This is a genomic window from Variovorax sp. UC122_21 (assembly GCF_044056785.1).
In the GTDB taxonomy this organism is placed as follows: Bacteria; Pseudomonadota; Gammaproteobacteria; order Burkholderiales; family Burkholderiaceae_C; genus Variovorax.
Map to the genome: position 1 here is coordinate 2,742,379 of NZ_CP172004.1, position 26,299 is coordinate 2,768,677.

Genomic DNA, 26,299 nt, shown 5'->3' on the forward strand with positions numbered 1-26,299 from the left:
GACTTCACGGACAACTGGACCGCCTACGCGCGCTTCGGCAAGCTGCGCGAGACCGCGCCCGAGCGCCGCTACATCGACCAGACCACCATCAACGGCCTGGGCCAGGTCAGCTACAGCAGCGCCTCGAGCCTGCTGTGGACGCAGTCCAACCAGGTGGCCGACGTCGGCGTGCGCGGCAGCTTCTCGCTGGGGGCGACGAAGCACAAGCTCGCGCTCAGCGCCGTGTCGCAGCGCCAGCAGCTGCTCGACATGCGTTCGCAGTCGCTGCCGCTGCCCCAGCGCGTGGTCGGCAGCATCTACACGCAGAACCTGGTGCCGAACCCCTTCGCCTTCGGCGTGCCGCTGGTGCCGGGCGTCGACAGCCCGGCGCTCGACCTCGACAGCCTCGCCGTGGCCGACACGATCTCGGCCTTCGACGACCGCCTGTTCGTCACGCTGGGGCGCGCGCCACCAGCGCATCAAGAAGCTGCCCTACGACCAGTCGAAGACCACGCCCACCGTGGCCGCGCTCTACAGGTTCGACAACGGCATCTCGGTCTACGGCAACTACGCCGAGGCGCTGGCGCAGGGGGCGGTGGCGCCGGCCGGCGCGCGCAACGCGGGCGAGCAGCTCGCGCCCTACCTGTCGCGCCAGCACGAGTTCGGCCTCAAGTGGGACCGCGGCAGCCATGGCCTCACCGTCGCGTACTTCGACATCCGCAAGGCCACGGCCTTCGTCGACAGCGACAACTTCTTCCGCGCCGCCGGCCTGCAGCGCAACAAGGGCGTGGAGATCGGAAAGCTTCGGCGAGATCGGCAAGGGCCTGCGCCTGCTGGGCGGCGTGGCCTGGATCGACGCGCGCATGTCGAAGACCGCGGGCGGCGCGAGCGACGGCAGGAAGGCCATCGGCGTGCCCGAGTTCACCGCCAACCTCGGCCTGGAGTACGACGTGCCCGCCGTGCCCGGCCTCACGCTGACCGGCCGCTACATCTACACCGACAGTGCCTGGGTCGACCTCGCCAACACGCAGCGCGTGCCCTCGTGGAAGCGCATCGACATCGGTGCGCGCTACGCCACGCGCATGAACGGCGTGGCCACCACGCTGCGCGCCGGCATCTCGAACCTGCTCGACGACAACTACTGGACCATCGCGGGGCGCAACTTCATCTCGGTGGCGCCGCCGCGGACCTGGCAGGTGCAGGCGAGCTTCGATTTCTGAGGGCGTTGGAGTTCTTCAATTCGGGTACCGGACGCGAAGGACGCGAAGATCACGCGAAGGGCGCGAAAGAACACCCAAAGCATTTCTGGATTTCTTTCGCGCCCTTCGCGGAACCTTCGCGTCCTCTGCGTCCGGTTCCCGTATTCAGTGCTGCTGAACCTTCAGGTCGTCGTCGATATGAGGGTCCGGCGGCTGCCGGCGCAGCCTGCGCACCACGCGCCGGATCCAGTGCTCGATGTCGTCGACGTAGGTGAACACCGCCGGCACCACCAGCAGGCTCAGCACCGTCGAAGTGATCAGCCCGCCGATCACCGCCATCGCCATCGGCGAGCGGAAGCTCGAGTCGGCCGCGCTCCAGCCGAAGGCGATCGGCGCCATGCCGGCGCCCATGGCCAGGGTGGTCATGATGATCGGCCGCGCGCGCTTGTGGCAGGCGTCGAGCAGCGCCTCCCAGCGGTTCATGCCGTGGTCGCGGCGCGCCACGATCGCGTACTCCACCAGCAGGATCGAGTTCTTGGTCGCGATGCCCATCAGCATGATCAGGCCGATCAGCGAGGGCATCGACAGCGCCTTCTGCCCCAGCAGCAGGCCGACGAAGGCACCGCCCAGCGCGAGCGGCAGCGCGCACAGGATCGTCACCGGGTGCAGGAAGTCCTTGAACAGCAGCACCAGCACGATGTAGATGCACAGCACGCCGGTCAGCATCGCCAGGCCGAAGCTGTTGAACAGCTCGGTCATCACCTCGGCGTCGCCGACCTCGGTCACGCGCACGCCCGGCGGCAGGTTGCGGATCGAGGGCAGGGCCATCGCGGCGTTCTTCGCGTCGCCCAGGCCGACCGAGGAGAGTTCGATCTCGAAGTTGACGTTGCGCGAGCGGTCGTAGCGGTCGATCACGGCCGGGCCGCCCTCGACCGTGAGCTGCGCCACCTGGCCCAGCATCACCGGGCCGCGGCTGCCGGGCACGGTCAGGCGCTCGAGCAGCGCCAGGTCCTGCCGCGCGCTGTCCTCGAGCTTCACCAGGATCGGCACCTGGCGCTGCGCGAGGTTGAGCTTGGGCAGCGACTGGTCGTAGTCGCCCAGGGTGGCCACGCGCAGCGTCTCGGCGATCGCGCTGCTGGTCACGCCCAGGTCGGCGGCGCGCGCGAAGTCGGGGCGCACCGCGATCTCGGCCGGATCAGGCTCGCGGTGGAAGTGATGTTGCCCAGGCCCGCGATGGTGCGCAGGTCGCGTTCCACGTCGCGCGCGGCGCCCACCAGCGTGGCCGGATCGTCGCCCGACAGCGAGAGGATGTACTTCTCGCCCGAGCCGCCCAGGCCCACGGTACTGCGCACGCCGGGCAGGGTTTCCAGCGCGCGACGGATCTCGTTCTCGATCACCTGCTTGCGCGGCCGGTCGCCGCGCGGGTCGAGCTTCACCGTCAGCGTGGCCTTGCGCGTCTCGGGCGTGCCGAAGTTCGCGAACGGATCGCCGCCCGCGCTGCCGCCGCCCACGGTGGTGTAGACGCTGCGCACATGGCGGATCTTCATCAGCCGGTTGCGCGTCTCCTCGGCCGTGGCCTGCGTCTGCGCCAGCGTGGCGCCGGGCGCGAGCGACAGGTAGACCTGGGTCTGCGAGTTGTCGTCGGGCGGGATGAAGCCGGTCTTCAGCAGCGGGATCATCGCCAGCGAGCCGAAGAAGAACAGCGTGGCCAGCACCATGGTCGCGAAGCGGTGCGTCATGCACCAGGTGACCCAGCGCATGTAGACCGACAGCCAGCGCGGCTCCTTCTCCTGGTCGACGATGGGCTTGAGCAGGTAGGCGGCCATCATCGGCGTGAGCACCCGCGCCACCACCAGCGAGGCGAATACCGCGAGCGAGGCGGTCCAGCCGAACTGCTTGAAGAACTTGCCGGCCACGCCGCTCATGAAGGCCGTGGGCAGGAACACCGCGATCAGCGTGAAGGTGGTGGCGATCACCGCCAGCCCGATCTCGTCGGCCGCCTCCATCGCCGCGTCGTAGGGCGACTTGCCCATGCGCAGGTGGCGCACGATGTTCTCGACCTCCACGATCGCATCGTCGACCAGGATGCCGATCACCAGCGACAGCGCCAGCAGCGACACCACGTTGATCGAGAAGCCCAGCAGGTGCATGCCGATGAAGGCCGGGATGGCCGACATCGGCAGCGCCACGGCCGAGACGAAGGTGGCGCGCATGTCGCGCAGGAACAGCCACACCACCAGCACCGCGAGGATGGCGCCCTCGTACAGCAGATGCAGCGAGCCGTCGTATTCCTCCTGCACCGGCTCCACGAAGTTGAAGGCCTCGGTGAGCTCGATGTCGGGGCGCTGGGCCTTGAGCTCGTCGAGCGCCTTGTGCACCAGCGCGCCCACTTCCACCTCGCTGGCGCCGCGGCTGCGCGCCACCTCGAAGCCCACGACCGGCTTGCCGTCGAGCAGCGCGGCCGCGCGCGGCTCGGCGATGGTGTCGCTGATGCGCGCCACCTGATCGAGGCGCACGCGCCGGCCGTCCGACAGCGCGATCTGCATCGCGTTGAGCTGGTCGGCCGAGGTCACGGTGGCGAGCGTGCGCACCGGCTGCTCGCTGCCCGAGAGGTCGAAGCGGCCGCCCGCGCTCTCCACCTGCACCTGGCGCAGCTGGCGCGAGATGTCGGCGGCGGTGGCGCCGAGCGCCTGCAGCTTGTTCGGGTCGATGTCCACGTGCACCTGGCGCGTGACGCCGCCCACGCGCGAGACCGCGCCCACGCCGGGCTGCGCGAGCAGCTTCTTGCTCACGTCGTTGTCGACGAACCACGACAGCGCCTCGGCGTCCATGTGGCTCGAGGCGATGGTGAAGGCCAGCACCGGTTGGGCCGCGAAGTCGAGCTTGGTGATGACCGGGTCGCGCACGTCGGCCGGCAGGTCGGCGCGCACCTTCTGCACCGCCGAGCGCACGTCGTCCACGGCCTCCTGCACCGGCTTCTCGAGCCGGAACTCGACGATCAGCGTGACCGCGCCGTCCTGCACCTTGGTCGTGATGTGCTTGAGGCCCTGCACGGTGGCGATCGAGTTCTCGATCTTGCGCGCGACGTCGTTCTCGAGCTGCGAGGGCGCGGCGCCCGGCAGCGAGGCCGAGACGGTGACGGTCGGCAGGTCGATGTCGGGGAAGTTCTGCACCTTCATCGCGTTGAAGGACAGCAGCCCGCCGAAGGTGAGCAGCACGAACAGCATCACCGCCGCGATGGGGTTGCGGATGGACCAGGCGGAAACGTTCATGGCGGTTTCTCCGGGGCTGGCTTACTTGCCGTTGCCGGCGGGCTGCGCGGCCGAGGCGGCCGGTGCGGGGGCGGCGGCGGGCGCCGTGCCCTTGGCCGCGGCGGGCGCATCGACCACCTTCACCAGGTCGCCGTCGTTGAGGAAGCCCGCGCCCTGGACCACCATGCGCGCGCCCTGCGGCAGCGCGCTCGTGATCTCCACGCGGTCGCCGACACGGCGGCCGGTCTGCACCTTGAGCTGCGAGACGCGGTTGTCGTCCTTCAGCAGGAACAGGTTGTTGAAGCCGTCGCGCGGCACGATCGCGCTCTGCGGCACCGTGGGCGCGCTGCTGCGGCCGAGCTCGAAGTCGCCGCGCGCGAACATGCCGGCCTTGATGCCGGTGTTCTGCTGCACCGGCGGCAGGTCGACGTAGACCAGCGCCGCGCGCGTCTGCGGATCGACCGTGGGCGCGATGCTGCGCACCTTGCCCTGCACCTGCGCGCCGCTGGCGCCCACCACGAACACCGGCGTGCCGAGCGCGATGCGCGCGATCTCGGCCGAGGTGACCTCGGCGCGCCATTCGAGTCGGCCCTGGCGGATCAGCCGGAACAGCTCGGTGCCGGCCGACACCACGCTGCCCACGGTGGCGCTGCGCGCGGAGATCACGCCGTCGTCGGGCGCCAGCACCTGCGTGTTGCGGCCGCGCACCTGCTGCGCCGCCAGCACCGCCTCGGCGGCCTCGACGCGCGCCTTCGCGGTCTGCTCGCTGGTCTGGTACTGGTTGATCTGCTGCTGGCTCAGCGCGCCCGTGGCCTGCAGGGTGCGCGCACGCGCCGCGTTGCCGGCCGCGTCGGCCGCGGTGGCGCGGGCCTCGGCCAGCGAGGCCTTGGCCTGCGCGATGTCGGCCTGCACCGTCTCGGGCGAGAAGGTGGCGAGCACCTGGCCCTTCTTCACCAGGTCGCCGACGTTGACGCGCACCTCGGCCAGCCGCAGCCCGTTCGATTCGGAACCGACGCTGGCCTCCTGCCAGGCCGCGACATTGCCGTTGGCCGCCAGCGTCACCGCGAGTTCGGTGGTCTCGGGCTGGCCGATGGTGACCGTGAGCACGGGCCGCGCCGGGGCGGCCTTGCCGTCCTTCGCGGCCGCCTGCTGCCCCTGCTGCGCAGGCGCGTCCGCGGACTTGCCGCGGCCGAACAGGAACAGCGCCGCGGCGATGGCGGCCACAGCGACCAGGACGACGATGAGGGTGGTGCGGGAGGGGCTTTTCATGGCGACGTCGCGACCTTGGCGGCCGGGGTGGAGGAGCGGTAGATGGTGAGGGTGCGGCCCGGCGTGGTGATGATGGTCACGGGGACGCGCTGGGGCGTGGCTTCGGCTTCGGCGGCCGCGGTGCCGGGGCGGGTCCAGCCGCCGCCCATGGAGCGGTACAGCGCGACCCAGGCCTCGGCGCGCTCGCGCTGCAGCGAGACGCGCGCGGTCTGCGCGCTGAACAGCGTGCGGCGCGCATCCTCGAGCTCGAACAGGCTCGCCAGGCCGCTGTCGAAGCGCGCCTGCGTGGCGTTGAACGAGGCCTGGTAGTTCTGCACCGCGGCGTCGGCGTCGCCGGTGCGCGCATCGGTGGCGTCGAGGTTGACCAGCGCCTCCTCGACCTCGCGCACCGCCTGGCGCACGTTGGCGCGGTAGAGCGCCACGGCTTCGGTGTAGCGCGCCTTGGCCGCGTCGGCATTGGCCGCGCGCGCGCCGCCGTCGAGCAGCGGCACGGTGAGCGCCACCGGGCCGACGGTCCAGGTCTCGATCGATTCGCGGAAGCCGCTGACGCGAAAGCCCGTGCGGCCGATGTTGCCGGAGATGGTGAGCCGCGGATAACGCTCGGCCTCGGCCGAACCCACCTCGGCGCTGGCCGCGGCCACGCCGAGTTCGGCCGCATAGACGTCGGGCCGCTGGGCGATGGCGTTGGCCGGCACGCTGTCGATGCGGCCCACGGCCGGCAGCGCGCGCTGCGCGGGCGCGGCCGCGAGCCGGGTCTCGAGCTCGGTCTCGGCGATGCCGGTGAGCGCCACCAGCGCCTTGCGCTGCACCGCGCACTGCGCGCGCTGCTGCGTCAGCCGGCCCGAGGCGTCGGAGGCGCTGGCGCGCGCGAGCGCGGCGTCGGCCGGCGCGGTGAAGCCGGCGCGCATCGACAGGTCGGTCAGGCGCGCGGTCTCGCCGCGCGAGCGGGTGTCGGACTCGGCCACGCGCAACTGCTGCTGGCAGGCGCGCTCCGCGAAGTAGGCGTTGGCGGTCTCGGCCGCGACCGAGACGCGCGCCTCGTGCCACTTGGCATCGGCGCTGCGCTCGCGCTGCACGGCCGCGTCGCGGTCGGCGCGCAGGCGGCCGAACAGGTCGATCTCCCACTTGGTCTGCAGGCCGGCCTGCAGCGTGGTGATCGGCGTGGTGGCCGAGGTGCTGCCGGAGCCCGAGCTGGCGCCGCCGGAAGCGCCGGCGGCACCGCTGCTGCCGCCGGGAGCGCCGCCCGTCAGCCCCGCGGTGCCCCGGCTCGCCGAGGCCGTGCCATCGAGGCTGGGCAGCAGCGCGGCACCGGCCTGCACGCGGGTCGAGCGCGCCTCCGCCAGCCGCGCCGCGGCGCTCGCCACGTTGGGGCTCGCGCCCTCGGCGGCCGCGATCAGGTCGACCAAAAGCGGATCGTCGAGCTGGCGCCACCATCCGGTCAACTGGGCCAGCGAGCCGCCATGCGGCAGCGGCGCGTGCCATTGCGCGGGGGCGGGCGCGCCGACCGTGGCGGGCGGCCGGGTCAGGCCGCAGCCGGCGAGGCCGGCGGCCAGGCCGAGTCCGAGGCCTGCCCGCAGGCAGAGGAGGGCGATCGGTCGTGGAACTCGTCTCATGCTGTCTTTCTCCCGGAGCGGGATGGAGGGCGGGGCGATCGCGCGCGCGCGGGCGGCACCGGGTCGGCGGCGCGGCGCCGCGCTTCCGCCTCGACCAGCGCGAGCGCGTAGCCGGCCAGGCGCCGGGCCCAGGTGTCGACGGCGCGCGGCGTGTCGAGCAGCGCGGGACGGATCGCCTCGATCACGTCCTGGCTCACGAACAGCTGCATCGCGAGGCCCGTGATCGCGAAGGTCAGCCGGTGGATGTCGTCGTCGGCGCGCGCCACGCCGAGATGGCGGCACAGCATCGCGGCGATGGCGCGGTGCGGGTCCTTGATGTCGCGCTCGAGCTCCTTGGCCCACAGGCTCGTGGGCTCGAGCATCTCGCGCATGTGCAGGTGGATGCACTGGCGCACCACCTCGCCCTGGTCGAAGGGCTCGACCATCTTGGCGAAGAAGATGCGCAGCGATTCCTCGAGCGAGAGGCCGGGCGCGGCGTACAGCGCCACGAAGTCGCCCGCGTTGCCGCCCATGGGCTCGCTGAAGGTGGCGGCGTAGAGGCCGGCCTTGTCGCCGAAGTAGTAGCTGATGGCCGAGATGTTGACCCCGGCCTCGCGCACGATCTCGCGCGTGGAGGTCTTGGCGAAGCCCTTCTGCGCGAACAGCCGCAGCGCGGTGTAGAGCAGCCGCTGGCGCGCCTCGGCGCCGTCGCTGCGCGGCGCGCGCGGGACGGCGGCGCTCTTGCGCGCCGGCTCCGTCGATGGAGGAAGCGTGGACTTCATGCGGGCGATTACACCATGCTTCAAATCAAACGATTGATTAACTTAGGCCGGCCTGAACCCATGCTGAAGGTCTCCTGAAGACGGGAGCGGCGCGGGCCGCTGGGGCGCGAGGGAAACGGGGGGCGGGGCGCGTGGGTGGCGGGGGAGGGCGCCCGGCGCTGCCGGGCGGCGGCACCCCGGGGCATTCTGACCCGCCGGCGCCGGCCGGCGATGCCGGATTTGTTGCGGATTGATGCAGGCTACGATCCGCGCATGCCTGCCCCTACCGCCGCCGCGGCCGCCGCGCCCTCCGCCCTGCCGCTCGATGCCGACGGCATCCTCGCGCTGGCCGCGCGTTCCATGTTCCACCTGTTCTCGCGCATGAGCCAGGGCATGTTCCTGGTCGACCGCAGCGGGCGCATCGTCTGGGTCAACGAGGGCTACCGGCGCTTCCTGCCCGCGCTGGGCTTCTCGTCGATCGACCAGTTCCTCGGCCACATGGTGGAGGACGTGATCCCCAACACCCAGATGCGCCGCGTGCTCGAGACCGGCGAGCCGATCCTCATCGACCTCTTGACCAACAAGGCCGGCACCTTCGTCGTGAGCCGCATCCCGCTGCGCGAGGAGCGTGCCGACGGCGCGGGCGAGGTGATCGGCGCCATCGGTATCGTGCTGTTCGACCAGCCCGAGACCACGCTGCAGCCGCTGATCAGCAAGTTCGCGCTGCTGCAGCGCGACCTCGACGATGCGCGGCGCGAGCTCGCGAGCCAGCGCAACAACCCGCTCTACCAGCAGGCGGCCGAGGGCCAGCGCCGTTCCAAGTACACCTTCGCGAGCTTCATCGGCAGCAGCCCGGCTGCGGTCGAGGTCAAGCGCCATGCGCGCCGCGCGGCGCAGTCGGCGAGCCCGGTGCTGCTGCTCGGCGAGACCGGCACCGGCAAGGAGCTGCTCGCGCACGCGATCCATGCGGCCTCGGCGCGCGCCCGGGGCCAGTTCGTGAGCCTCAACATCGCGGCCGTGCCCGACACCCTGCTCGAGGCCGAGTTCTTCGGCGTCGCGCCCGGTGCCTTCACCGGCGCCGACAAGCGCGGGCGCGAAGGCAAGTTCAAGCTGGCCGACGGCGGCAGCCTGTTCCTCGACGAGATCGGCGACATGCCGCTGGGCCTGCAGGCCAAGCTGCTGCGCGCGCTGCAGGAGGGGGAGATCGAGCCGCTCGGTTCGAACAAGCTGATTCCCTTCGACGCGCGCGTGATCGCCGCCACCTCGCGCGACCTGCCCGAGCTGGTGCGCCGCGGCCAGTTCCGCGAGGACCTCTACTACCGCCTCAACGTGCTGCCGCTGCGCGTGCCGCCGCTGCGCGAGCGGCGCTCCGACATCCCGGCGCTGGTCGAGGCGCTCGGCGAGGACATGGCGCTGCGCAGCGGCGAGGCCCCGCCCGAGCTCACGCCCGATGCGCTCGCGCTGCTGGCCGGCCAGCACTGGCGCGGCAACATCCGCGAGCTGCGCAACGTGCTCGAGCAGGTGACCATGCGCAGCGACTCGCAGCGCATCGACGCGGCGCAGCTCGAGCGCATCCTGCGCGAAGCCGGCCTCGAGCAGATCGCGCAGCCCGCCGCGCTGCGCGACGCCCACGACGCCGACGAGGAGGCCGCGCTGCTGCGGCCGCTCGCGCAGCAGGTGGCCGAGCTCGAGCGCCGCGCGATCGGCGCGGCGCTGGCGGCGACCGGGGGGAACAAGCTCGCGACCTCGCGCCTGCTGGGCATCTCGCGGGCGACCTTGTACGAACGCATGACGAACCAGGCGGATTGACCCGCGCGCCGAGCGCAGACCACGAAGGAGGAGAGCATCGATGAAGGGCTTGTTGACGCGATTGAAGGGGGCGCTGGGCCGGCCGGCGCCAGGCCGCGCCGAGGAGGCCGGGCAGGGCGAGCGGGTCCTGGTCAACGCCTACTGCACGCGTGCCGATGTACCGGCGCTCGAGTTTCCCCATGCCCTGCAGGGTCGCCGCGATCTGTCGGATCCCGAACTCGCGCCCCACCTGGCCGGCTTCGTCGGCTACGTGCTGAGCCGCGGCGACGGCACGATGTCGCGCAACCGCTATCACGTGATGCGTCATGTCCAGCGCGTGCGCCAGCACCTGAGCCTGTCGATCGACGAGGGCCTGCTCGATGCGTTCTCGGACTGGGCCGTGCGCGCGAATGCGATCGTGTTCCTGCCCGACGGCAGCATCCGCGATCCCCGGGGGCGCATCCTCCTGTCGGCGGCGGGCGAGGCGCCCGATGGCGAAGCCGCGCTGCCCTATCCGGCCGAGGCCCGGGAACGCAAGGCGCGCACCGAGGCAGCGCTCGCGGCGCGCGGCATCGAGGTCCCGCGGCACCTGCCGCCGCTGGTCTGCGAGCCCGAGCTGCGGCTGCGCGCGCCCCAGGAGATCGCGGGCCGGGCCTTCGCGCTGCTGGCGGTAGCGGCGCGGGCCGAGTCCCTCGCGAGCAAGGAGCCGCTGGCGCCCGAGGACCTGTTCGAGCGGCTGCCCTCGGCACGGGCGCATCTCACGCCGGCGGAGCAGGCTTTCCTCTCGGACCCCGAACCGCTGGCGTCCGATGTGGTCCAGTTCGGCTGGCGCTACGAATGCCTGTATCTGCTCGAGTGGGCGATGGGCCTGGTCGATGCGCTGCCTTTTCCCGGCGCGATCTGCGACGTGCCGCTCGCCGCGCGCACGATGCTGGAAGCCCGCGACCTGCCGGGCGCGCTGCGTTCGCTGCGCATGCGCGGCGAAGGCGAAATCCTCGATGCGCTCGACCTGCACTACCGCCTGCACTGGCGCGTACGCCAGGCCGGGCTCCAGCAGGTCCCCGTGCCGCCGGAACTCGATGCGGGCGTGATCGCCGAGCGGCATCGCGCCTTGAACTGGCTGGTGCGCTTCGAGGACCGCGAGTGGGACGAGGTCGACACGCCCACCTGACAATGCGGCCTCCATCCGCCTGCGAACCAGCCTTCCACCAGAGCCTCCCATGAAGACACCGATCCGCTCCCTCGTTCTCGCCGCATCGTGCGCCTGTGCCGGCGCCGCCCTGGCCGCGCCGCCCTGCGCCGACGAGGCGGTCTCGCGCGCGAAGAAGCTGCTGGTGTTCCATTTCGGCGAGGACGATCGCATCCGCGTCGGCTCCGAGGTCAAGGAGCTGCCGCCGCTGCGCAACCCGGCCAACAAGGCGCAGCAGTTCCGTGTGCTCGAGGTCTGGGGCTCGATCTACAAGGGCAACTACCGCATGCGGCTGATCTATCACGTGGCGGGCAAGGACTGCACGCTGATGGGCCAGGAAATCCTCGAGCATGCCAGCCTGTGAGCGTCCGCGCCCTGCGTTCCACCTTCGGCCCCAACTGCCACTGGTGCGGCCTGCCGATGGACTTCGAGGAGCCGCATGGGCGGCCCGAATCGGCCACCATCGAGCACCTGGTCGACGCCACGCTGGGCGGCGTGCGCTCGCCCAAGCACCGGCGGCTGGCCCATGCGGCCTGCAACCACGCGCGCAACGAATTCCGGCTGCAGGCCGAGCGGCAGTTCCGGCAGTGGCTCGAGGAGCGCCGGGCCTCCGCGAAAACCCTGACTGAAGAATAGACAGTCGCCTGAAATTCAGACACAACAACTGTTCTGAATTCAGCCGAATCGCGCTTTCCCCGAATGAAGAAACCTTTGTTATCAACGGTTTAGCGCGTGGCACGAAGTGTGCAATATTCAGTCATCTTTATCAGGAGACAACGAATGAACCGTCGCCACCTCGTCGCCCTGGCCGCGCTCGCCGCCTGCGCCGCCGCCGCACCCGCCTGGGCCCAGTCCGGCGAGATCCGCATCGCCCACATCTACAGCAAGACCGGCGCGCTCGAGGCCTACGGCAAGCAGACGCAGACCGGCTTCATGATGGGCCTGAACTACGCCACCGAGGGCACGATGACCGTGGCGGGCAAGAAGCTGGTCGTGATCGAGAAGGACGACCAGGGCAAGCCCGACCTCGGCAAGTCGCTGCTGGCCGCGGCCTATTCCGACGACAAGGCCGCGCTGGCCGTCGGCCCGACCGCCTCGGGCGTGGCGCTGGCGATGCTGCCGGTGGCCGAGGAGTACAAGAAGATCCTGCTGGTCGAGCCTGCCGTGGCCGACTCGATCACCGGCGACAAGTGGAACAAGTACATCTTCCGCACCGGCCGCAATTCGAGCCAGGACGCGATCTCCAACGCGGTGGCCGTCGACAAGGCCGGCGTGACGGTCGCCACGCTGGCGCAGGACAACGCCTTCGGCCGCGACGGCGTGAAGGCCTTCGGTGCCGCGCTCAAGAAGGCCAAGCTGGTCCACGAGGAGTACCTGCCGCCCGCCACCACCGACTTCACGGCCGGCGCCCAGCGCCTGATCGACAAGCTCAAGGACCAGCCGGGCCGCAAGATCATCTGGATCGTCTGGGCCGGCGCGGGCAACCCGTTCAAGATCGTCGACCTCGACCTCAAGCGCTACGGCATCGAGATCGCCACCGGCGGCAACATCCTGCCGGCCATGGCGGCCTACAAGGCGCTGCCGGGCATGGAAGGCGCGGCCTACTACTACTTCGGCATTCCGAAGAACCCGGTGAACGAGGCGATGGTCGCGGCGCACTACAAGGAATTCAAGACGCCGCCGGACTTCTTCACGGCCGGCGGCTTCTCGGCCGCGATGGCGGTGGTGACGGCGCTCAAGAAGACCAACGGCGACACCAACACCAACAAGCTCATCGGCACCATGGAAGGCATGAGCTTCGACACGCCCAAGGGCAAGATGACCTTCCGCAAGGAAGACCACCAGGCGATGCAGTCGATGTACCACTTCAAGATCAAGGTCGACCCGGCGTTCGCCTGGGGCGTGCCGGAGCTGGTGCACGAGATCAAGCCTGAAGAGATGGACATCCCGATCAAGAACAAGCGCTGAGTCCGGCGCTTCCCGCCACCCGAACGCGGCGCCGCGCGCCGCCCACCGTTTTCTTTCTCTTTCGCCCCGGATGGCCGCCGGGCGAAGCGCCAGCCTGCGTCCGCGGGCGGCGCGCTCCACGGCCGAGTCCTCGATCAGCCAAGCAGCGTTCTTACACCCATAACGGAAGGAGACAGCGATGCCAGCGATGAATTGGAACTGGAAGAGATTGGCCATGGCCGCGGCCATGGCGGTGGCCGCGCAGGGCGCGGCGGCGGCGGTGCCGCTGCCGGCGCTCGGCGCGAACCCGGCGGAGGTCAGCGTGTCCGGCCTGTCGGCCGGCGGCTTCATGGCGGTGCAACTGCACGTGGCCTATTCGGCCACCTTCAAGCGCGGCGCCGGCGTGGTGGCCGGCGGCCCGTACTACTGCGCCGAAGGCTCGGTGCTCAACGCCACCGGCCGCTGCATGACGCATGCGAGCAGCATCCCGGTGTCCACGCTCGTGAGCACCACCAACAGCTGGGCCGCCAGCGGCGCGATCGACCCGGTGTCGAACCTCACGGGCTCGAAGGTCTACCTGTTCTCGGGCACCTCCGACAACACGGTCAAGCAGCCGGTGATGGACGACCTCAAGACCTACTACCAGAGCTTCGTGCCGGCGGCCAACACGGTCTACAAGAACAACCTCGGCGCGGGCCACGCGATGGTCACCGACGATTACGGCGGCGCCTGCGCCACCACGGCCTCGCCCTACATCAACAACTGCGGCTTCGATCTCGCGGGCGAGATCCTCAAGCACCTCTACGGCCCGCTCAACGCGCGCAACAACGGCACGCTGGGCGGCAGCTTCACCGAGTTCAACCAGGGCGAGTTCTCGGGCGGCTCGGGCATGGCCGCCACCGGCTGGCTCTACACGCCCGCGGCCTGCGCGGCCGGCAGCGGCAACAGCTGCCGCGTGCACGTGGTGCTGCATGGCTGCAAGCAGAACTACACGGACGTGAGCGACCAGTACGTGAAGAAGACCGGCTACAACCGCTGGGCCGACACCAACAACATCGTGCTGGTCTATCCGCAGACCAGCACCGCGGCCACCAACAGCTGCTGGGACTGGTGGGGCTACGGCAGCGTCAACTACGCCAAGAAGTCCGGCCCGCAGATGGCGGCCGTCAAGGCCATGGTCGACCGCGTGACGGGCGGTGGAGGCGGCAGCGCGCTGCCCGCGCCCACCGGCGTGGGCACCTCGGGCGCGACCAGCACCAGCATGGTCATCGGCTGGACCGCCGTGGCCGGCGCCAGCGGCTACAACGTCTATCGCGGCGGCAGCAAGGTCAACGCCTCGCCGGTGACCGGCACCAGCTACACCGACACCGGCCTGGCACCCTCGACCAGTTACAGCTGGACCGTGACCGGCCTGACCGCGGCCAATGCCGAGGGCGCGATGTCGACCGCCGCCACCGGCACCACCACCGGCGGCAGCGGCGGCGGCGGCACCTGCTTCACCGCGAGCAACTACGCCCACACCGTGGCCGGCCGCGCCTATGCGCTGTGGGGCCTGACCTATGCCTACGGCTCGGGGCAATCGATGGGCCTGTGGAACATCTACGTGACCACCACGCTGAAGCAGACCGGCCCCAACTACTACGTGATCGGCAGCTGTTGAGGCCGGTCGACCTTCCTGGAATTTTCGTTTTCGCAATGACCAACGATGCTTGAGACCCGAGATCTGACCATCCGCTTCGGCGGGCACGTGGCCGTCAATGGCGTGAGCTGCGCATTCGCGCCGGGCACGCTGACGGCCATCGTCGGCCCGAACGGCGCGGGCAAGACCACCTACTTCAACCTGATCTCGGGCCAGCTCAAGGCGAGCGCGGGCACGGTGTCGCTCGACGGCCAGCCGCTGTCGGGGCTGTCGCCGTCGGCCCGCACCCGCGCCGGGCTGGGGCGGGCCTTCCAGCTCACCAACCTGTTCCCCAACCTCACGGTGCTGGAGAACGTGCGCCTCGCAGTGCAGGCCACGCGCGAGGGCGCGCACCGCCGCGGGCTCAACCTCTGGAGCATCTGGAGCGACCACGCGGCGCTGACCGCGCGCGCCGACGAGCTGCTGGCGCAGACCAACCTCAAGTCGCGCGAGCACGCCACCGTGGCCAGCCTGCCGCACGGCGACCAGCGCAAGCTCGAGGTGGCGCTGCTGATGGCGCTCGAGCCCAAGGTCTTTATGTTCGACGAGCCCACGGCCGGCATGAACGCGGCCGAGGCGCCCGTGATCCTCGACCTGATCCGCCAGCTCAAGCAGGACCGCAGCAAGACCATCCTGCTGGTCGAGCACAAGATGGACGTGGTGCGCGAGCTCGCCGACCGCATCATCGTGCTGCACAACGGCACCCTGGTGGCCGACGGCGATCCGGCCACCGTGATCGCCTCGCCGGTGGTGCAGGAAGCCTACCTGGGCATCGCGAAGGAGGCTGCTGCATGAGCACCAACCTGCTGACCCTCGAGGGCGTGCACACGCACATCGGGGCCTATCACATCCTGCATGGCGTCGACCTCGCCGTGCCCAAGGGCCAGCTCACGATGCTGCTGGGCCGCAACGGCGCGGGCAAGACCACCACCCTGCGCACCGTCATGGGCCTGTGGCATGCGTCGCAGGGCAGGGTGCGCTTCGGCGAGCGCGACATCACGGCCCTGCGCACGCCGCAGATCGCCGAGCTGGGCATCGCCTACGTGCCCGAGAACATGGGCATCTTCTCCGACCTCACGGTGAAGGAGAACATGCTGCTGGCCGCGCGAGGCGCGAAGAACGCGCAGCAGATGGACGACACGCGTTTGCAGTGGATCTTCAAGCTGTTCCCCGCGGTCGAGAAGTTCTGGAACCACCCGGCGGGCAAGCTCTCGGGCGGCCAGAAGCAGATGCTGGCCGTGTCGCGCGCCATCGTCGAGCCGCGCGAGCTGCTGATCGTCGACGAGCCCAGCAAGGGCCTCGCGCCGGCCATCATCAACAACATGATCGACGCCTTCGACGAGCTCAAGCGCAGCGGCGTCACGATCCTGCTGGTGGAACAGAACATCAACTTCGCGCTGCGCCTCGGCGATGCGGTCGCGGTGATGGACAACGGGCGCGTGGTGCACAGCGGCTCGATGGCGGCCTTCGCGGCCGATGCGCAACTGCAGCAGTCGCTGCTGGGACTCGCCCTATGAAAATCGAATTCGACTGGAAGCCGCTGCTGCTGGTGCCCGTCCTCGCGCTGGTCGCGCTGCCGCTCACCGGCTCGTTCTCGACCTGGCTCACGCTCACGGTCGCGGGCCTCGCGATGGGCATGATCATCTTCATCATCGCCTCGGGCCTCACCCTGGTGTTCGGGCTGATGGACGTGCTGAACTTCGGCCACGGCGTCTTCATCGCGCTGGGCGCCTTCGTGGCCAGCAGCGTGCTCGGCCTGATGGGCGACTGGACCGGCTCGCAGGAGCTGTGGCGCAACCTGGTGGCGGTCTTCCCGGCCATGCTGGTCGCGATGGCGGTGGCCGGCGCGGTCGGCCTGGCCTTCGAGCGCTTCATCGTGCGGCCGGTCTACGGCCAGCACCTGAAGCAGATCCTCATCACGATGGGCGGCATGATCATCGGCGAGGAACTGATCAAGGTGATCTGGGGCCCGGCGCAGGTTCCGCTGCCGCTGCCCGAGGCGCTGCGCGGCTCGCTGCTGGTGGGCGACGCGGCGATCAGCAAGTACCGGCTGCTCGCGGTGGCGGTGGGCGTGGTGGTGTTCGGCCTGCTGGCCTGGACCCTGAGCCGCACCAAGATCGGCCTGCTGATCCGCGCCGGCGTCCAAGACCGCGAGATGGTCGAGTCGCTCGGCTACCGCATCGGCCGCCTGTTCGTCGGCGTGTTCGTGGTCGGCAGCGCGCTGGCCGGCCTGGGCGGCGTGATGTGGGGCCTGTTCCAGCAGAACCTGGTGCCGCAGATGGGCGCGCAGGTCAACGTGCTGATCTTCATCGTCATCATCATCGGCGGCCTCGGCTCCACCGGCGGCGCGCTGCTCGGTGCGCTGCTCGTCGGGCTGATGACCAACTACATCGGCTTCGTGCTGCCCACGCTCACGCAGTTCGCGAGCATCTTCCTGATGGTGGCGGTGCTGCTGTGGCGTCCGCAGGGCGTATATCCGGTGGCGAACCGCTGAGGACCGAGCCATGTTCCTGAAACGACTCCTCTCCAACGACATGCCCCGAAGCCGCCTGCTGGCGGTGCTGCTGGTGGCGCTGTTCCTCGCGCTGGCCTTCGCGCCCTTCCTGTTCCCGGGCGTGAAGGCGCTCAGCGTCGCGGCCAAGATCCTGGTGTTCGTGGTGCTGGTCGCGAGCTTCGACCTGCTCTTGGGCTACACCGGCATCGTGAGCTTCGCCCACACCATGTTCTTCGGCATCGGTGCCTACGGCATCGCGATCTCGGCCTCGCGGCTCGGGCCCGACTGGGGCGCGGTGCTGGTGGGCCTGGGCGCCTCGCTCGCGGTCTCGCTGGTGCTCTCGTTCGCCATCGGCCTGTTCTCGCTGCGCGTGCGCGCGATCTTCTTCGCGATGATCACGCTGGCCGTGGCCTCGGCCTTCCAGACGCTGGCCTCGCAGCTGTCGGACTTCACGGGCGGCGAGGACGGCCTGACCTTCAAGCTGCCCGAGCTGATCTCGCCGAGCTTCGAGTTCGCGGAGGAACCCTTCCTCGGCGTCTCGCTCGACGGTCGCCTGCTGTGCTACTACCTGCTGTTCGTGGCGGCCGTGGTGCTGGTGCTGGCGATGCTGCGCATCGTCAACTCGCCCTTCGGCCGCGTGCTGCAGGCGATCCGCGAGAACGAGTTCCGCGCCGAGGCGATCGGCTACCGCGTGGTGGTCTACCGCACCACGGCCGCGGTGCTGTCGGCGCTGTTCGCCACGCTGGCCGGCGCCATGCTCGCGATCTGGCTGCGCTACAACGGCCCCGACACCTCGCTGAGCTTCGAGATCATGGTCGACGTCCTGCTGATCGTGGTGATCGGCGGCATGGGCACGATCTACGGCGCGGCCATCGGCGCCGTGCTGTTCGTGGTCGCGCAGAGCTATCTGCAGGACCTGCTGCGCATGGGCAGCGAGGCCGCGAGCGGCCTGCCGTGGCTCGCCGCGCTGCTGTCGCCCGACCGCTGGCTGCTGTGGCTCGGCGTGCTGTTCGTGCTGTCCGTCTATTACTTCCCCACCGGCATCGTCGGCAAGCTGCGGGCCCGCCGCGCCAGCGCCGTGCGATGAGCGACCTGATGACTTCCCGCATCGTTCCTTCCTCCCACTACGCACGGCTCGCGGGCCGCGAGATCCACTGGCTCGACTGGCCCGCGGCCGGGCCTGACCCGCAGGTGCTGATCGCCTGGCACGGCCTCGCGCGCACCGGCCGCGACATGGACGAGCTGGCCGAGCACTTCGCCGCGCGCGGCTTCCGCGTGATCTGCCCCGACACCATCGGCCGCGGCCTGAGCCAGTGGAGCCCGCTGCCCGACGAGGAGTACCGGCTCGCCTTCTATGCGCAACTGGCCGAGGCGCTGTGCGACGAGCTGCAGCTCGAGCGCGTGCACTGGGTCGGCACCTCGATGGGCGGCGCGATCGGCACCGTCTGCGCGGGCGGGCTGGTCGTGCCGCGCATGAAGGCGCGCATCGCCAGCCTGGTGCTCAACGACAACGCGCCCGAACTCGCGCAGGCCGCGATCGAGCGCATCCGCGCCTATGCCGGCAACCCGCCGGCCTTCGACACGGTGAGCGAGCTCGAGACCTTCTTCCGCGGCGTCTACAAGCCCTATGGCTGGCTCAGCGATGCGCAGTGGCGCCGGCTCGCCGAGACCTCGACGCGCCGGCTGCCCGACGGCCGCGTCACGCCGCACTACGACCCGGCCATGGTGCGCCAGTTCAGCACGCGCGAGGACGACTACCTGATCTGGCCGCACTACGACGCCATCGAGGCGCCGGTGCTGTGCCTGCGCGGCGCCGAGTCCGACCTGGTGCTGCCCGAGGTGGTCCAGGCCATGCGGCAGCGCGGCCCGGGCGCGGCGGGGCGGCTCGAGGTGGTCGAGATCCAGGGCTGCGGCCACGCGCCCGCGCTGAACGTGCCCGAACAACTGGAGTGCATCGAAGGGTTTATTCGCGCCGCGGGTCGCTGAGGGGACGGCGGCCTCCACAATCGCCGCCGGTCATCACCCCACAGCAACACTTAGAGGCATTCGCACCATGGCGCTTTCGATGTACGACATTTCCGTGCCGGTCTTCACCCGCGGGCTGGCCCAGCTTCGCCACGTGCTCGGCAAGGGTCTGGCCCATGCGCAGGCCAACGGCATCGATCCCTCGACCCTGGTCGATGCGCGCCTCGCGCCCGACATGCTCACGCTGGCCGGCCAGGTGCAGCGCGCGAGCGATGCCTGCAAGCTCGGCACCGCGCGCATCGCGGGCGTGACCGCGCCCAGCTTCCCCGACGAGGAGAAGAGCTACGACGAACTGCTGGTGCGCATCGCGAAGACCGAGGAGTTCCTGCTCGGCGTGGACCGCGCGCAGATCGACGGCCACGAGGACCGCCCGGTGGTCATCACCGCGCGCGGCACCGAGGTGCATTTCACCGCGCAGCGCTACCTGCTGCAGTTCGCGCTGCCCAACTTCTTCTTCCACGCCACCACCGCCTACGACGTGCTGCGCAACGCCGGCGTGCCGGTGGGCAAGATGGACTATCTCGGCAAGTTCTGAGGCCGTGAAGGCCGGCAGCCTTCACGCCGCCCGCATCGACAAGTGGCTCCACCCGGAGCCGCTCACCCTGCAGGGGCTGGCCGGCAAGGTGGTGCTGGTCGATTTCTGGACCTGCTCCTGCATCAACTGCATCCGCACCTTGCCGCACGTGGTGCGCTGGTACGAGAAGTACAGGGACCAGGGCTTCGTGGCGGTGGGCGTGCATTCGCCCGAGTTCGCCTACGAGAAGTCGACGCGCAACGTGCAGGACGCGATCAAGCGCTTCGGCATCGCTACCCGGTGGCGCAGGACAACGGCTTCACCACCTGGAAGGCCTGCGACAAACTCAGCGGGTGGTCCAGCCCGCCAGATGCCGCTCGGCGATGTCGGCGAGCGCGTCGATCCAGGCCGGGCCGTCGTTGAGGCAGGGGATGTAGCTGAACTGCTCGCCGCCCGCATGCAGGAAGGCCTCGCGGCCTTCCATCGCGATCTCCTCGAGCGTCTCGAGGCAGTCGGCCGGAAAGCCGGGGCAGGCCACGTCGACGCGCTTCACGCCCGCGGCGCCGAGTTCGCGCAGCGTGGGTTCGGTGTAGGGCTCGAGCCACTTCGCCTTGCCGAAGCGCGACTGGAAGGTCACGCGGTACTGCGCGGGCGCGAGGCCCAGGCGCGCGGCGAGCAGGCGCGCGGTCTCGAGGCACTGCGACTGGTAGGGATCGCCGAGCTCGATGTTGCGCGCGGGAATGCCGTGGAAGCTCAGCAGCAGCACCTCGCCGCGGCCCTGGTCCTGCCAGTGCGCCTCGATGCGCCCTGCGAGCGCCGCGATGTAGCCGGGGTCGTCGTGGAACTGGTTGACGAAGCGGAACTCGGGCACGCTGCGCTGCGCGCGGCTCCAGTCGTTGACGGCGTCGATCACGCTCGCGGTGGTGGTGGCCGAGTACTGCGGATAGCCCTGCAGCACGAGCACGCGCTCGACGCCCTCATCCTGCAGCGCATCGAGCCGCGCGCCGATCGAGGGATTGGCATAGCGCATCGCGTCGCGCACCGCCACGCGGTGGCCGCGCCGGCTGAGCGTGTCGCCCAGGCGCTGCGCCTGCCGTTCGCTCCAGACCTTGAGCGGCGAGCCCTCGGGCAGCCAGATGCTCGCGTACTTGGCGGCCGACTTCGCGGGCCGCACGCGCAGGATGATGCCGTGCAGGATCGGCAGCCAGAGCAGGCGCGGGATCTCGACCACGCGCGGGTCGCCGAGGAAGTCCGCGAGATAGCTGCGCACGGCGCTGGCGGTGGGGGCATCGGGCGAGCCGAGGTTGCACCAGAGGACGGCGGTGTTGCGGGGGGCGTTGCCGGGGACGGGCGAGGGACTTGGAGGCATGCGATATTCTCGGGCATGACTTCTCGACCCCACGGTCCCCGCGAGCAGCGCGCCGCTCGATCTCGAGCGCATCAGCGCCATCACCCTCGACCTCGACGACACCCTCTGGCCGATCTGGCCGACCATCGAGCGCGCCGAGGCCGTGCTGCATGCCTGGCTGCTGCGCGAGGCGCCGAAGACGGCCGCCTTGCTGGTCACGCCGGGCGTGCTGCGCGAGCTGCGCGAAGCCACGGCCAAGGAGCGTTCCGACCTCGCGCACGACCTGAGCGCGCTGCGCCGCGAATCGATACGCACCGCGCTGCGCCGCGCGGGCGAGGACCCGGCGCTGGCCGACCCGGCCTTCGATGCCTTCTTCGCCGAACGCCAGCGCGTGACGCTCTACGACGATGCGCTGCCCGCGCTCAAGTGGCTCAGCGAACGCTATCCGCTGGTGGCGGTGTCGAACGGCAATGCCGACATCCACAAGACCGGGGTGGGGCGCTGGTTTCGCACCGCCTTCAATGCGCGCGCCTTCGGCAGCGGCAAGCCGCATGCGCCGATCTTCCGCGCCGCCGCGGCCTCGGTCGGCCTGCTGCCCAAGGACGTGCTGCACGTGGGCGACGATGCCGAGCTCGACGTGGTGGGCGCGCTCAATGCCGGCATGCAGGCGGCCTGGCTGGTGCGCGACGAGCGGCCCTGGGTGCATGGCGCGCGGCCGCAGCTGATCGTGCCGAACCTGCACGCGCTGTGCGTGGCGCTCGGCGCTTGAGCCTTACCCGAAGACCGGGCGGAAGAAGCTGCGCTCGTAGCTGAGGAAGCAACGCGTTTCCTCGGCATAGCGGAAGGCGGCCTGGCAGTCGGCGTCCTGCATCGAGTCGGCGCGGTACTGCTCGTAGGCCGCGAGGCTGGGAAAGCTGAACATCGCGAGCGCCACGTTGCTGACGCCCTCCGAGGGCAGGAAGTAGCCGTGGTGCTGGCCGCCGAACTTCTCGACCAGCGGGATCCAGAGCTTGCCGTAGTGCTCGAACTCCCTGAGCTTGTAGGGGTCGACGATGTAGCGCAGGTAGCAGGTGACCATGGTTCGTCCCGGGAGAGGGTGGGCCGTGAGGGCAATTTCCGCCGCGGCTGCGGCGAACGGGTTGCCCGACTATAGTTTTGCTTCCCCGGCCTGCGGCGCGAGCGCGCCGCGCGAAAGCTCCCCATGCATCTGTCCAACTGGCTCCTCTTCTGCGGCGTGACCCTGCTCGTCGCCTTCACGCCCGGCCCCGCGGTGCTGCTGGCGGTGTCGAACTCGATGTCCGTGGGCCCGCGCCGCGCGATGATCAGTTCGCTGGGCAATGCGTTGGGGCTCTTCATGGTGTCGGCCGCCGCGATGGCCGGGCTGGGCGTGGTGCTCTCGACCTCGGCCCATGCCTTCATGGTGCTGAAGCTGGCGGGCGCGGCCTACCTGATCTACCTGGGCATCAAGCAGTGGCGCAGCCAGGGCAGCGTGTTCGCCGACCTGCAGGGTGCTTCGGCGGCGGGCTCGCCGCGCTCGAGCTGGCGCCTGTTCGGTCATGGCCTGACGGTGGCGCTGACCAATCCGAAGAGCATCCTGTTCTTCTCGGCGCTGTTCCCGCAGTTCCTCACGCAGGATGCGCCGATCGCCACCCAGTTCGCGGTGCTGACCACCACCTTCGCCGCCGCCTCGGTGCTGTCGCACGCCTTCTACGTGCTGCTCGCGCGCCTGCTGCGCAAGCAGCTGTCGGACCCGCGCCGCACGCGGCTGTTCAACAAGGTCTCGGGCGGCGCCTTCGTGCTGCTGGGGCTGAGCCTGCTGCGGTTGCGCAACAAGGCGGCGGCTTAGTCGAGGCCGAAGCGCTCGCGCAGCGCGGCGCAGAAATCGGCCGTGCCGCTCAGCGAGAAGGCCAGGGTCTCGAAGCGCGCATCGTCGCGCGTGTGCTGCAGGTCGTGGTCCCAGGTCGCTCCTTCGTCGAGCGCGCCGCGCGCATCGGGAAAGGCGGCCTCGGCCCAGGCCAGCACGCGATCGATCTCGGCTTGCACCTCGCCCACGCGCTCGGGCGCGACCGAGGCCATCGCATCGAAGCTGCCATGGCCATCGGCGTCCTCGCTGTAGTCGAAGTCGAGGTAGCGCAGCTCGGTGCTCATGCGGTCATCCTTGCCGCTGCCAGGCCGCTGAGCACCGCGCCCTCGAGCGTGGCGGGGTAGGGGCCTGCCACGTAGTCGCCGCAGGCCAGCAGGCCGGGCGCGATGGTCGCGGGCGGACGGGCCAGCCCGGGCGTGCAGGCGAAGGTCGCGCGCTTCTCGACCACGGTCTGCACGACGCGCAGGCCGGCCTGGCCCAGTTGCGCGGCCGCCTGCGCGAGCGCCTGCGTCTCGAGCAGCTCGCGCGGCGTCTCGTTGGCGCTCACGACCATCGCGAGCACGCCGGGCAGGCCGCAGAGCCGGTCCTTGTCGAACACGAACTGGGCCGGTGCCGTGGCCGAGTCGCTGCGCAGCGCGAGCATCGGTTCGGCCAGCGGCCTCGCGCCGCGCAGGTAGATCGTGGCGATGGCCTCGAAGCGCAGTGCTTCGGTGCTGGCGCACCAGGCCTCGGCCGGCAGGCCGCTGGCGCGCACCAGCCGGGCGGCATCCCAGGGCGCGCAGGCCAGCACCACGCGGTCGAAGGCTTGGCCGTCGACGCGCCAGCCCTTCGCCTCGGGCGCGATCGCGCGCACGCGCTGGCCGATGCGCAGGCTCGCGGCATGCGCGCGCAGCCAGGCGAGCGCCGCATCGGGCAGCAGCGCGCCGAGGTCGGCGCGCGGCAGCAGCAGGTCGGCGCCGCCGCTGCCGCTGAAGAGGGCATCGTGGAGCACGCGCAGGAAGACCTGGCCGCTCGATTGCGCGACGGGGGTGTTGAGCGCCGAGACGCACAGCGGCTCGATCAGCTCCTGCATCACGCGCGGCGTGAGGCCCGCGCAGAGCTCGGCCACGGTGGTGGAGGCGTCGCAGCGAAAGCCCTTGAGGCGCCAGCCGATCGCGGTGCGCAGCAGCGCGGACTTGTCGCGCCAGGTCCAGCCGCGCGCCCGGAAGATGCCCGCGAGCAGGTCGAGCGGCGCGGGCAGGCGCGGCAGCTGCAGGCCGCCGCCATCGGCGAAGCGCAGCGACAGCGGCAGGCGCAGCAGCGCCCGCTCGGGATCGACGCCGACATCGCGCATCAGCTGCAGCGTGGCGGCATAGGCGCCGATCAGGATGTGCTGGCCGTTGTCGAGCGCCATGCCGTGCATGTCGTCGACGCGGCGGGCGCGGCCGCCAGCGTTGGGCGCGGCCTCGAACACGGTGACCGCGTGGCCCTGGCGCACGGCCTCGACCGCGCAGGCCAGGCCGGCCCAGCCGGCCCCGACGACCGCCAGCCTCACAGCCGGCCCAGCGCCTGCACCTTCCAGGCCAGCCACAGCTTGCGCACGGGCGTGAGGCTCACGCGCTGGTTCAGCACCTGGAAGTCGTCGCGCTCGATCTCGCGCAGCAGGGTGCGGTAGATGCTGGCCATCATCAGGCCCGGTTTCTGCGCGCGGCGGTCGGCCGCGGGCAGCAGCGCCAGCGCCTCGTCGTAGGCGGCATGGGCGCGCTGGGCCTGGAACTTCATCAGCGCGACGAAGCGCTCGGAATGCACGCGGTTGAGGATCTCGTGCGCCTTGACCTCGTGCTTCTGCAGGTCGTTGACCGGCAGGTAGATGCGTCCGCGCAGCGCGTCCTCGCCCACGTCGCGGATGATGTTGGTGAGCTGCAGCGCGAGGCCGAGCTTGTGCGCGTAGGCGGTGGTCTGCGCCTCGGTCTGGCCGAAGATGCGCGCCGCCACCTCGCCCACCACGCCCGCCACCAGGTGGCAATAGCGCGCGAGGCCGGGGAAGTCGAGGTAGCGGGTCTGCTCGAGGTCCATCTGGCAGCCCTCGATGACCTGGTCGAGCTGGCGCGCCTCGATGCCGTAGGCCGCCACGTGCGGCATCAGCGCCTGCATCACCGGATGGTGCGGCGTGCCCGCGAAGGCCTGGGCGACCTCGGTGCGCCACCAGGCGAGCTTGGTGGCGGCCACGCCGGGGTCGCTGACCTCGTCGACCACGTCGTCGACCTCGCGGCAGAAGGCGTAGAAGGCGGTGATGGCCGCGCGCCGCGGCTTGGGAAGGAACAGGAAGGCGTAATAGAAACTGCTGCCCGAGGCGGCGGCCTTGTCTTGCACGTATTGCTCGGGATTCATCGGGAGGGCGCTGCGTTCATGGGCCGTGATTGTCTCCGCATCCGCAGTGCCTTCCAGAGCAGCACGGGGGCATCGGCCTTGCCGATCGTGGGCCGCTGCGTGAAGCTGTCGAAGCCCAGGTCCTCGATCTTGTCGAGGATGCGCAGGCCGCCCTGCACGACCAGGCGCAGCTCCCAGCCGGCGCGTCCCGGCAGGCGGTGCACCAGCGGCGCGCCCTGGTGCATCAGCTCGCGGGCCCAGAACGACACCACCGAGATCAGGTTGATCGCCTCCTGCGGCGGCGGGTAGGCGGGCGAGAGCGGCGCGAACACCTTGAAGTGCTGGCGCGTGAAGCCGCGCCGGGCGCAGTCGGTCAGCGGGAAGTAGAAGCGCCCGCGCGGCAGGTCCACGCTCGGGTCCTGCCAGAAATTGATGAGCTGCAGCGCGCTGCAGATGGCGTCGCTCTGCGCGAGCGAGGCCGGGTCGTCGACGCCGTACAGGTGCAGCAGCAGCCGGCCCACGGGGTTGGCCGAGCGGCGGCAGTAGTCGAGCAGCTCCTCGCGGTCGGCGTAGTCGCTGCCGTCGCGGGTCTTCACGATGTCCTGCATGAAGGCGTCGAGCAGGTCGGCCAGCAGCGTCTCGGGCAGGCCGAAGGTTTCGATGTTGTGGGCCAGCGGGCCGAACACGCCGGCCCAGGGCCCGGCCGGATCGACCCGGCCCCGCGCCGCATCGGCCAGCGCGGCGCGGTAGGCGTGCAGCTCGGCCAGCCGCTGCGCGGGCGTGGCCTGGCCCTCGTCGGCGATGTCGTCGGCCGTGCGCGCGAAGTGGTAGATGGCCGCGATCGGCGCGCGCAGCCGCGGCGGGCACAGCCACGAGGCCACGGGAAAGTTCTCGTAGTGCGTCGGGGCGGCGGCGGCGTGGGGGGGAGGGGGCGTCTGGGACACGCTGCGATTGTCAACCAGCGCGGCTATGCTCCCGGCGTCCCCACTCCCGATTCTTGCTCCCATGAATGCACCGGCCAGGACTTCCACCGCGCAAGGCGACGCGGCGCA

Annotated in this window: 23 protein-coding genes and 3 pseudogenes; 16 read left to right on the forward strand and 10 right to left on the reverse strand. The window is 70.5% G+C overall.

The features are described from left to right. Positions 1 to 499 precede the first annotated feature (499 nt). A pseudogene (locus ACHMXE_RS25255) lies at positions 500 to 1,199 on the forward strand (TonB-dependent receptor domain-containing protein). Between the two features lie 144 nt (positions 1,200 to 1,343). Here ACHMXE_RS25255 and ACHMXE_RS25260 read toward each other — a convergent pair. The 4 genes and pseudogenes from ACHMXE_RS25260 to ACHMXE_RS25275 all read right to left on the reverse strand — a co-directional run bounded on the left by ACHMXE_RS25260 (position 1,344) and on the right by ACHMXE_RS25275 (position 8,072). Next, positions 1,344 to 4,450 (reverse strand): annotated as a pseudogene (locus ACHMXE_RS25260) (efflux RND transporter permease subunit). 21 nt (positions 4,451 to 4,471) lie between these two features. Then, the gene (locus ACHMXE_RS25265) at positions 4,472 to 5,698 is read right to left on the reverse strand and encodes an efflux RND transporter periplasmic adaptor subunit (protein ID WP_395352052.1); all 1,227 of its coding nucleotides are present in this window, start codon (positions 5,696 to 5,698) and stop codon (positions 4,472 to 4,474) included. Then, positions 5,695 to 7,311 (reverse strand): efflux transporter outer membrane subunit, encoded by a 1,617-nt coding sequence (locus tag ACHMXE_RS25270; RefSeq protein WP_395352054.1) that lies wholly within the window; start codon positions 7,309 to 7,311, stop codon positions 5,695 to 5,697. Before ACHMXE_RS25270 ends, ACHMXE_RS25265 begins: the two co-directional genes overlap by 4 nt. After that, a complete protein-coding gene (locus ACHMXE_RS25275) occupies positions 7,308 to 8,072 on the reverse strand; it encodes a CerR family C-terminal domain-containing protein (protein ID WP_395352056.1) in 765 nt (254 codons plus the stop codon). The genes ACHMXE_RS25270 and ACHMXE_RS25275 overlap by 4 nt, the downstream gene beginning before the upstream one ends. Positions 8,073 to 8,324: 252 nt before the next feature. Between ACHMXE_RS25275 and ACHMXE_RS25280 the strand changes: the two genes are divergently transcribed. The 13 genes and pseudogenes from ACHMXE_RS25280 to ACHMXE_RS25340 all read left to right on the forward strand — a co-directional run. Continuing rightward, positions 8,325 to 9,860 (forward strand): sigma-54-dependent Fis family transcriptional regulator, encoded by a 1,536-nt coding sequence (locus ACHMXE_RS25280; protein WP_203201315.1) that lies wholly within the window; start codon positions 8,325 to 8,327, stop codon positions 9,858 to 9,860. A gap of 40 nt (positions 9,861 to 9,900) precedes the next feature. Beyond that, complete coding sequence (locus ACHMXE_RS25285; protein ID WP_395352058.1) at positions 9,901 to 11,010, forward strand: DUF4272 domain-containing protein; 1,110 nt, start codon at positions 9,901 to 9,903, stop codon at positions 11,008 to 11,010. A gap of 49 nt (positions 11,011 to 11,059) precedes the next feature. Further along, positions 11,060 to 11,392: a hypothetical protein gene (locus ACHMXE_RS25290; RefSeq protein ID WP_395352060.1), complete on the forward strand. Its 333-nt coding sequence runs from the start codon at positions 11,060 to 11,062 to the stop codon at positions 11,390 to 11,392. Then, positions 11,389 to 11,664 carry a hypothetical protein gene (locus ACHMXE_RS25295; RefSeq protein WP_395352062.1) on the forward strand — a complete coding sequence of 92 codons (276 nt, stop codon included), beginning with the start codon at positions 11,389 to 11,391 and terminating at the stop codon, positions 11,662 to 11,664. The genes ACHMXE_RS25290 and ACHMXE_RS25295 overlap by 4 nt, the downstream gene beginning before the upstream one ends. Before the next feature lie 144 nt (positions 11,665 to 11,808). Next, positions 11,809 to 12,996, forward strand: a complete 1,188-nt coding sequence (locus tag ACHMXE_RS25300) for a substrate-binding domain-containing protein (protein ID WP_395352064.1) — start codon at positions 11,809 to 11,811, stop codon at positions 12,994 to 12,996. A gap of 178 nt (positions 12,997 to 13,174) precedes the next feature. Next, positions 13,175 to 14,635, forward strand: a complete 1,461-nt coding sequence (locus ACHMXE_RS25305) for a fibronectin type III domain-containing protein (protein WP_395352066.1) — start codon at positions 13,175 to 13,177, stop codon at positions 14,633 to 14,635. A 45-nt stretch (positions 14,636 to 14,680) separates the two neighbouring features. After that, complete coding sequence (locus ACHMXE_RS25310) at positions 14,681 to 15,448, forward strand: ABC transporter ATP-binding protein (protein WP_208508136.1); 768 nt, start codon at positions 14,681 to 14,683, stop codon at positions 15,446 to 15,448. Then, positions 15,445 to 16,170, forward strand: coding sequence for an ABC transporter ATP-binding protein (locus ACHMXE_RS25315; protein WP_209545139.1), 726 nt, complete (start codon positions 15,445 to 15,447; stop codon positions 16,168 to 16,170). Before ACHMXE_RS25310 ends, ACHMXE_RS25315 begins: the two co-directional genes overlap by 4 nt. After that, positions 16,167 to 17,147 carry a branched-chain amino acid ABC transporter permease gene (locus ACHMXE_RS25320; RefSeq protein ID WP_203201311.1) on the forward strand — a complete coding sequence of 327 codons (981 nt, stop codon included), beginning with the start codon at positions 16,167 to 16,169 and terminating at the stop codon, positions 17,145 to 17,147. The genes ACHMXE_RS25315 and ACHMXE_RS25320 overlap by 4 nt, the downstream gene beginning before the upstream one ends. 10 nt (positions 17,148 to 17,157) lie before the next feature. Continuing rightward, entirely contained in the window at positions 17,158 to 18,234 is a 1,077-nt protein-coding gene (locus tag ACHMXE_RS25325; protein ID WP_209545134.1) for a branched-chain amino acid ABC transporter permease, read from the forward strand. Between the two features lie 8 nt (positions 18,235 to 18,242). Beyond that, entirely contained in the window at positions 18,243 to 19,133 is an 891-nt protein-coding gene (locus ACHMXE_RS25330) for an alpha/beta fold hydrolase (protein ID WP_395352070.1), read from the forward strand. Positions 19,134 to 19,200: 67 nt separating this feature from the next. Continuing rightward, the gene (locus tag ACHMXE_RS25335) at positions 19,201 to 19,707 is read left to right on the forward strand and encodes a DUF1993 family protein (RefSeq protein ID WP_093344245.1); all 507 of its coding nucleotides are present in this window, start codon (positions 19,201 to 19,203) and stop codon (positions 19,705 to 19,707) included. Then, positions 19,691 to 20,022 (forward strand): annotated as a pseudogene (locus ACHMXE_RS25340) (redoxin family protein); the annotation flags it as partial. The gene ACHMXE_RS25335 and the pseudogene ACHMXE_RS25340, both read left to right, overlap by 17 nt. A 10-nt stretch (positions 20,023 to 20,032) precedes the next feature. Here ACHMXE_RS25340 and hemH read toward each other — a convergent pair. Then, positions 20,033 to 21,055, reverse strand: a complete 1,023-nt coding sequence (gene hemH, locus ACHMXE_RS25345) for a ferrochelatase (RefSeq protein WP_395352072.1) — start codon at positions 21,053 to 21,055, stop codon at positions 20,033 to 20,035. Positions 21,056 to 21,125: 70 nt separating this feature from the next. Here hemH and ACHMXE_RS25350 point away from each other — a divergent pair, with 70 nt between their 5' ends. Beyond that, the gene (locus ACHMXE_RS25350) at positions 21,126 to 21,803 is read left to right on the forward strand and encodes an HAD family hydrolase (protein WP_395352808.1); all 678 of its coding nucleotides are present in this window, start codon (positions 21,126 to 21,128) and stop codon (positions 21,801 to 21,803) included. A gap of 3 nt (positions 21,804 to 21,806) precedes the next feature. Here ACHMXE_RS25350 and ACHMXE_RS25355 read toward each other — a convergent pair whose 3' ends face one another. Then, the gene (locus ACHMXE_RS25355) at positions 21,807 to 22,112 is read right to left on the reverse strand and encodes an NIPSNAP family protein (RefSeq protein ID WP_395352074.1); all 306 of its coding nucleotides are present in this window, start codon (positions 22,110 to 22,112) and stop codon (positions 21,807 to 21,809) included. Between the two features lie 123 nt (positions 22,113 to 22,235). Here ACHMXE_RS25355 and ACHMXE_RS25360 point away from each other — a divergent pair, with 123 nt between their 5' ends. Further along, positions 22,236 to 22,880, forward strand: coding sequence for a LysE family translocator (locus ACHMXE_RS25360; RefSeq protein WP_395352076.1), 645 nt, complete (start codon positions 22,236 to 22,238; stop codon positions 22,878 to 22,880). Here the strand turns inward: ACHMXE_RS25360 and ACHMXE_RS25365 are convergent. Genes ACHMXE_RS25365 through hpnC form a run of 4 tightly spaced genes read right to left on the reverse strand, consistent with a single transcriptional unit; the run spans position 22,877 to position 26,191 of the window. Continuing rightward, the gene (locus ACHMXE_RS25365) at positions 22,877 to 23,182 is read right to left on the reverse strand and encodes a hypothetical protein (RefSeq protein ID WP_395352078.1); all 306 of its coding nucleotides are present in this window, start codon (positions 23,180 to 23,182) and stop codon (positions 22,877 to 22,879) included. The two genes, ACHMXE_RS25360 and ACHMXE_RS25365, sit on opposite strands and share 4 nt — an antisense overlap. Beyond that, positions 23,179 to 24,432 (reverse strand): hydroxysqualene dehydroxylase HpnE, encoded by a 1,254-nt coding sequence (hpnE, locus tag ACHMXE_RS25370; protein ID WP_395352080.1) that lies wholly within the window; start codon positions 24,430 to 24,432, stop codon positions 23,179 to 23,181. Before hpnE ends, ACHMXE_RS25365 begins: the two co-directional genes overlap by 4 nt. Then, positions 24,429 to 25,268 carry a presqualene diphosphate synthase HpnD gene (gene hpnD / locus ACHMXE_RS25375; protein ID WP_209545118.1) on the reverse strand — a complete coding sequence of 280 codons (840 nt, stop codon included), beginning with the start codon at positions 25,266 to 25,268 and terminating at the stop codon, positions 24,429 to 24,431. The genes hpnE and hpnD overlap by 4 nt, the downstream gene beginning before the upstream one ends. Continuing rightward, a complete protein-coding gene (hpnC, locus tag ACHMXE_RS25380) occupies positions 25,265 to 26,191 on the reverse strand; it encodes a squalene synthase HpnC (protein WP_395352082.1) in 927 nt (308 codons plus the stop codon). Before hpnC ends, hpnD begins: the two co-directional genes overlap by 4 nt. Positions 26,192 to 26,299: the final 108 nt, after the last annotated feature.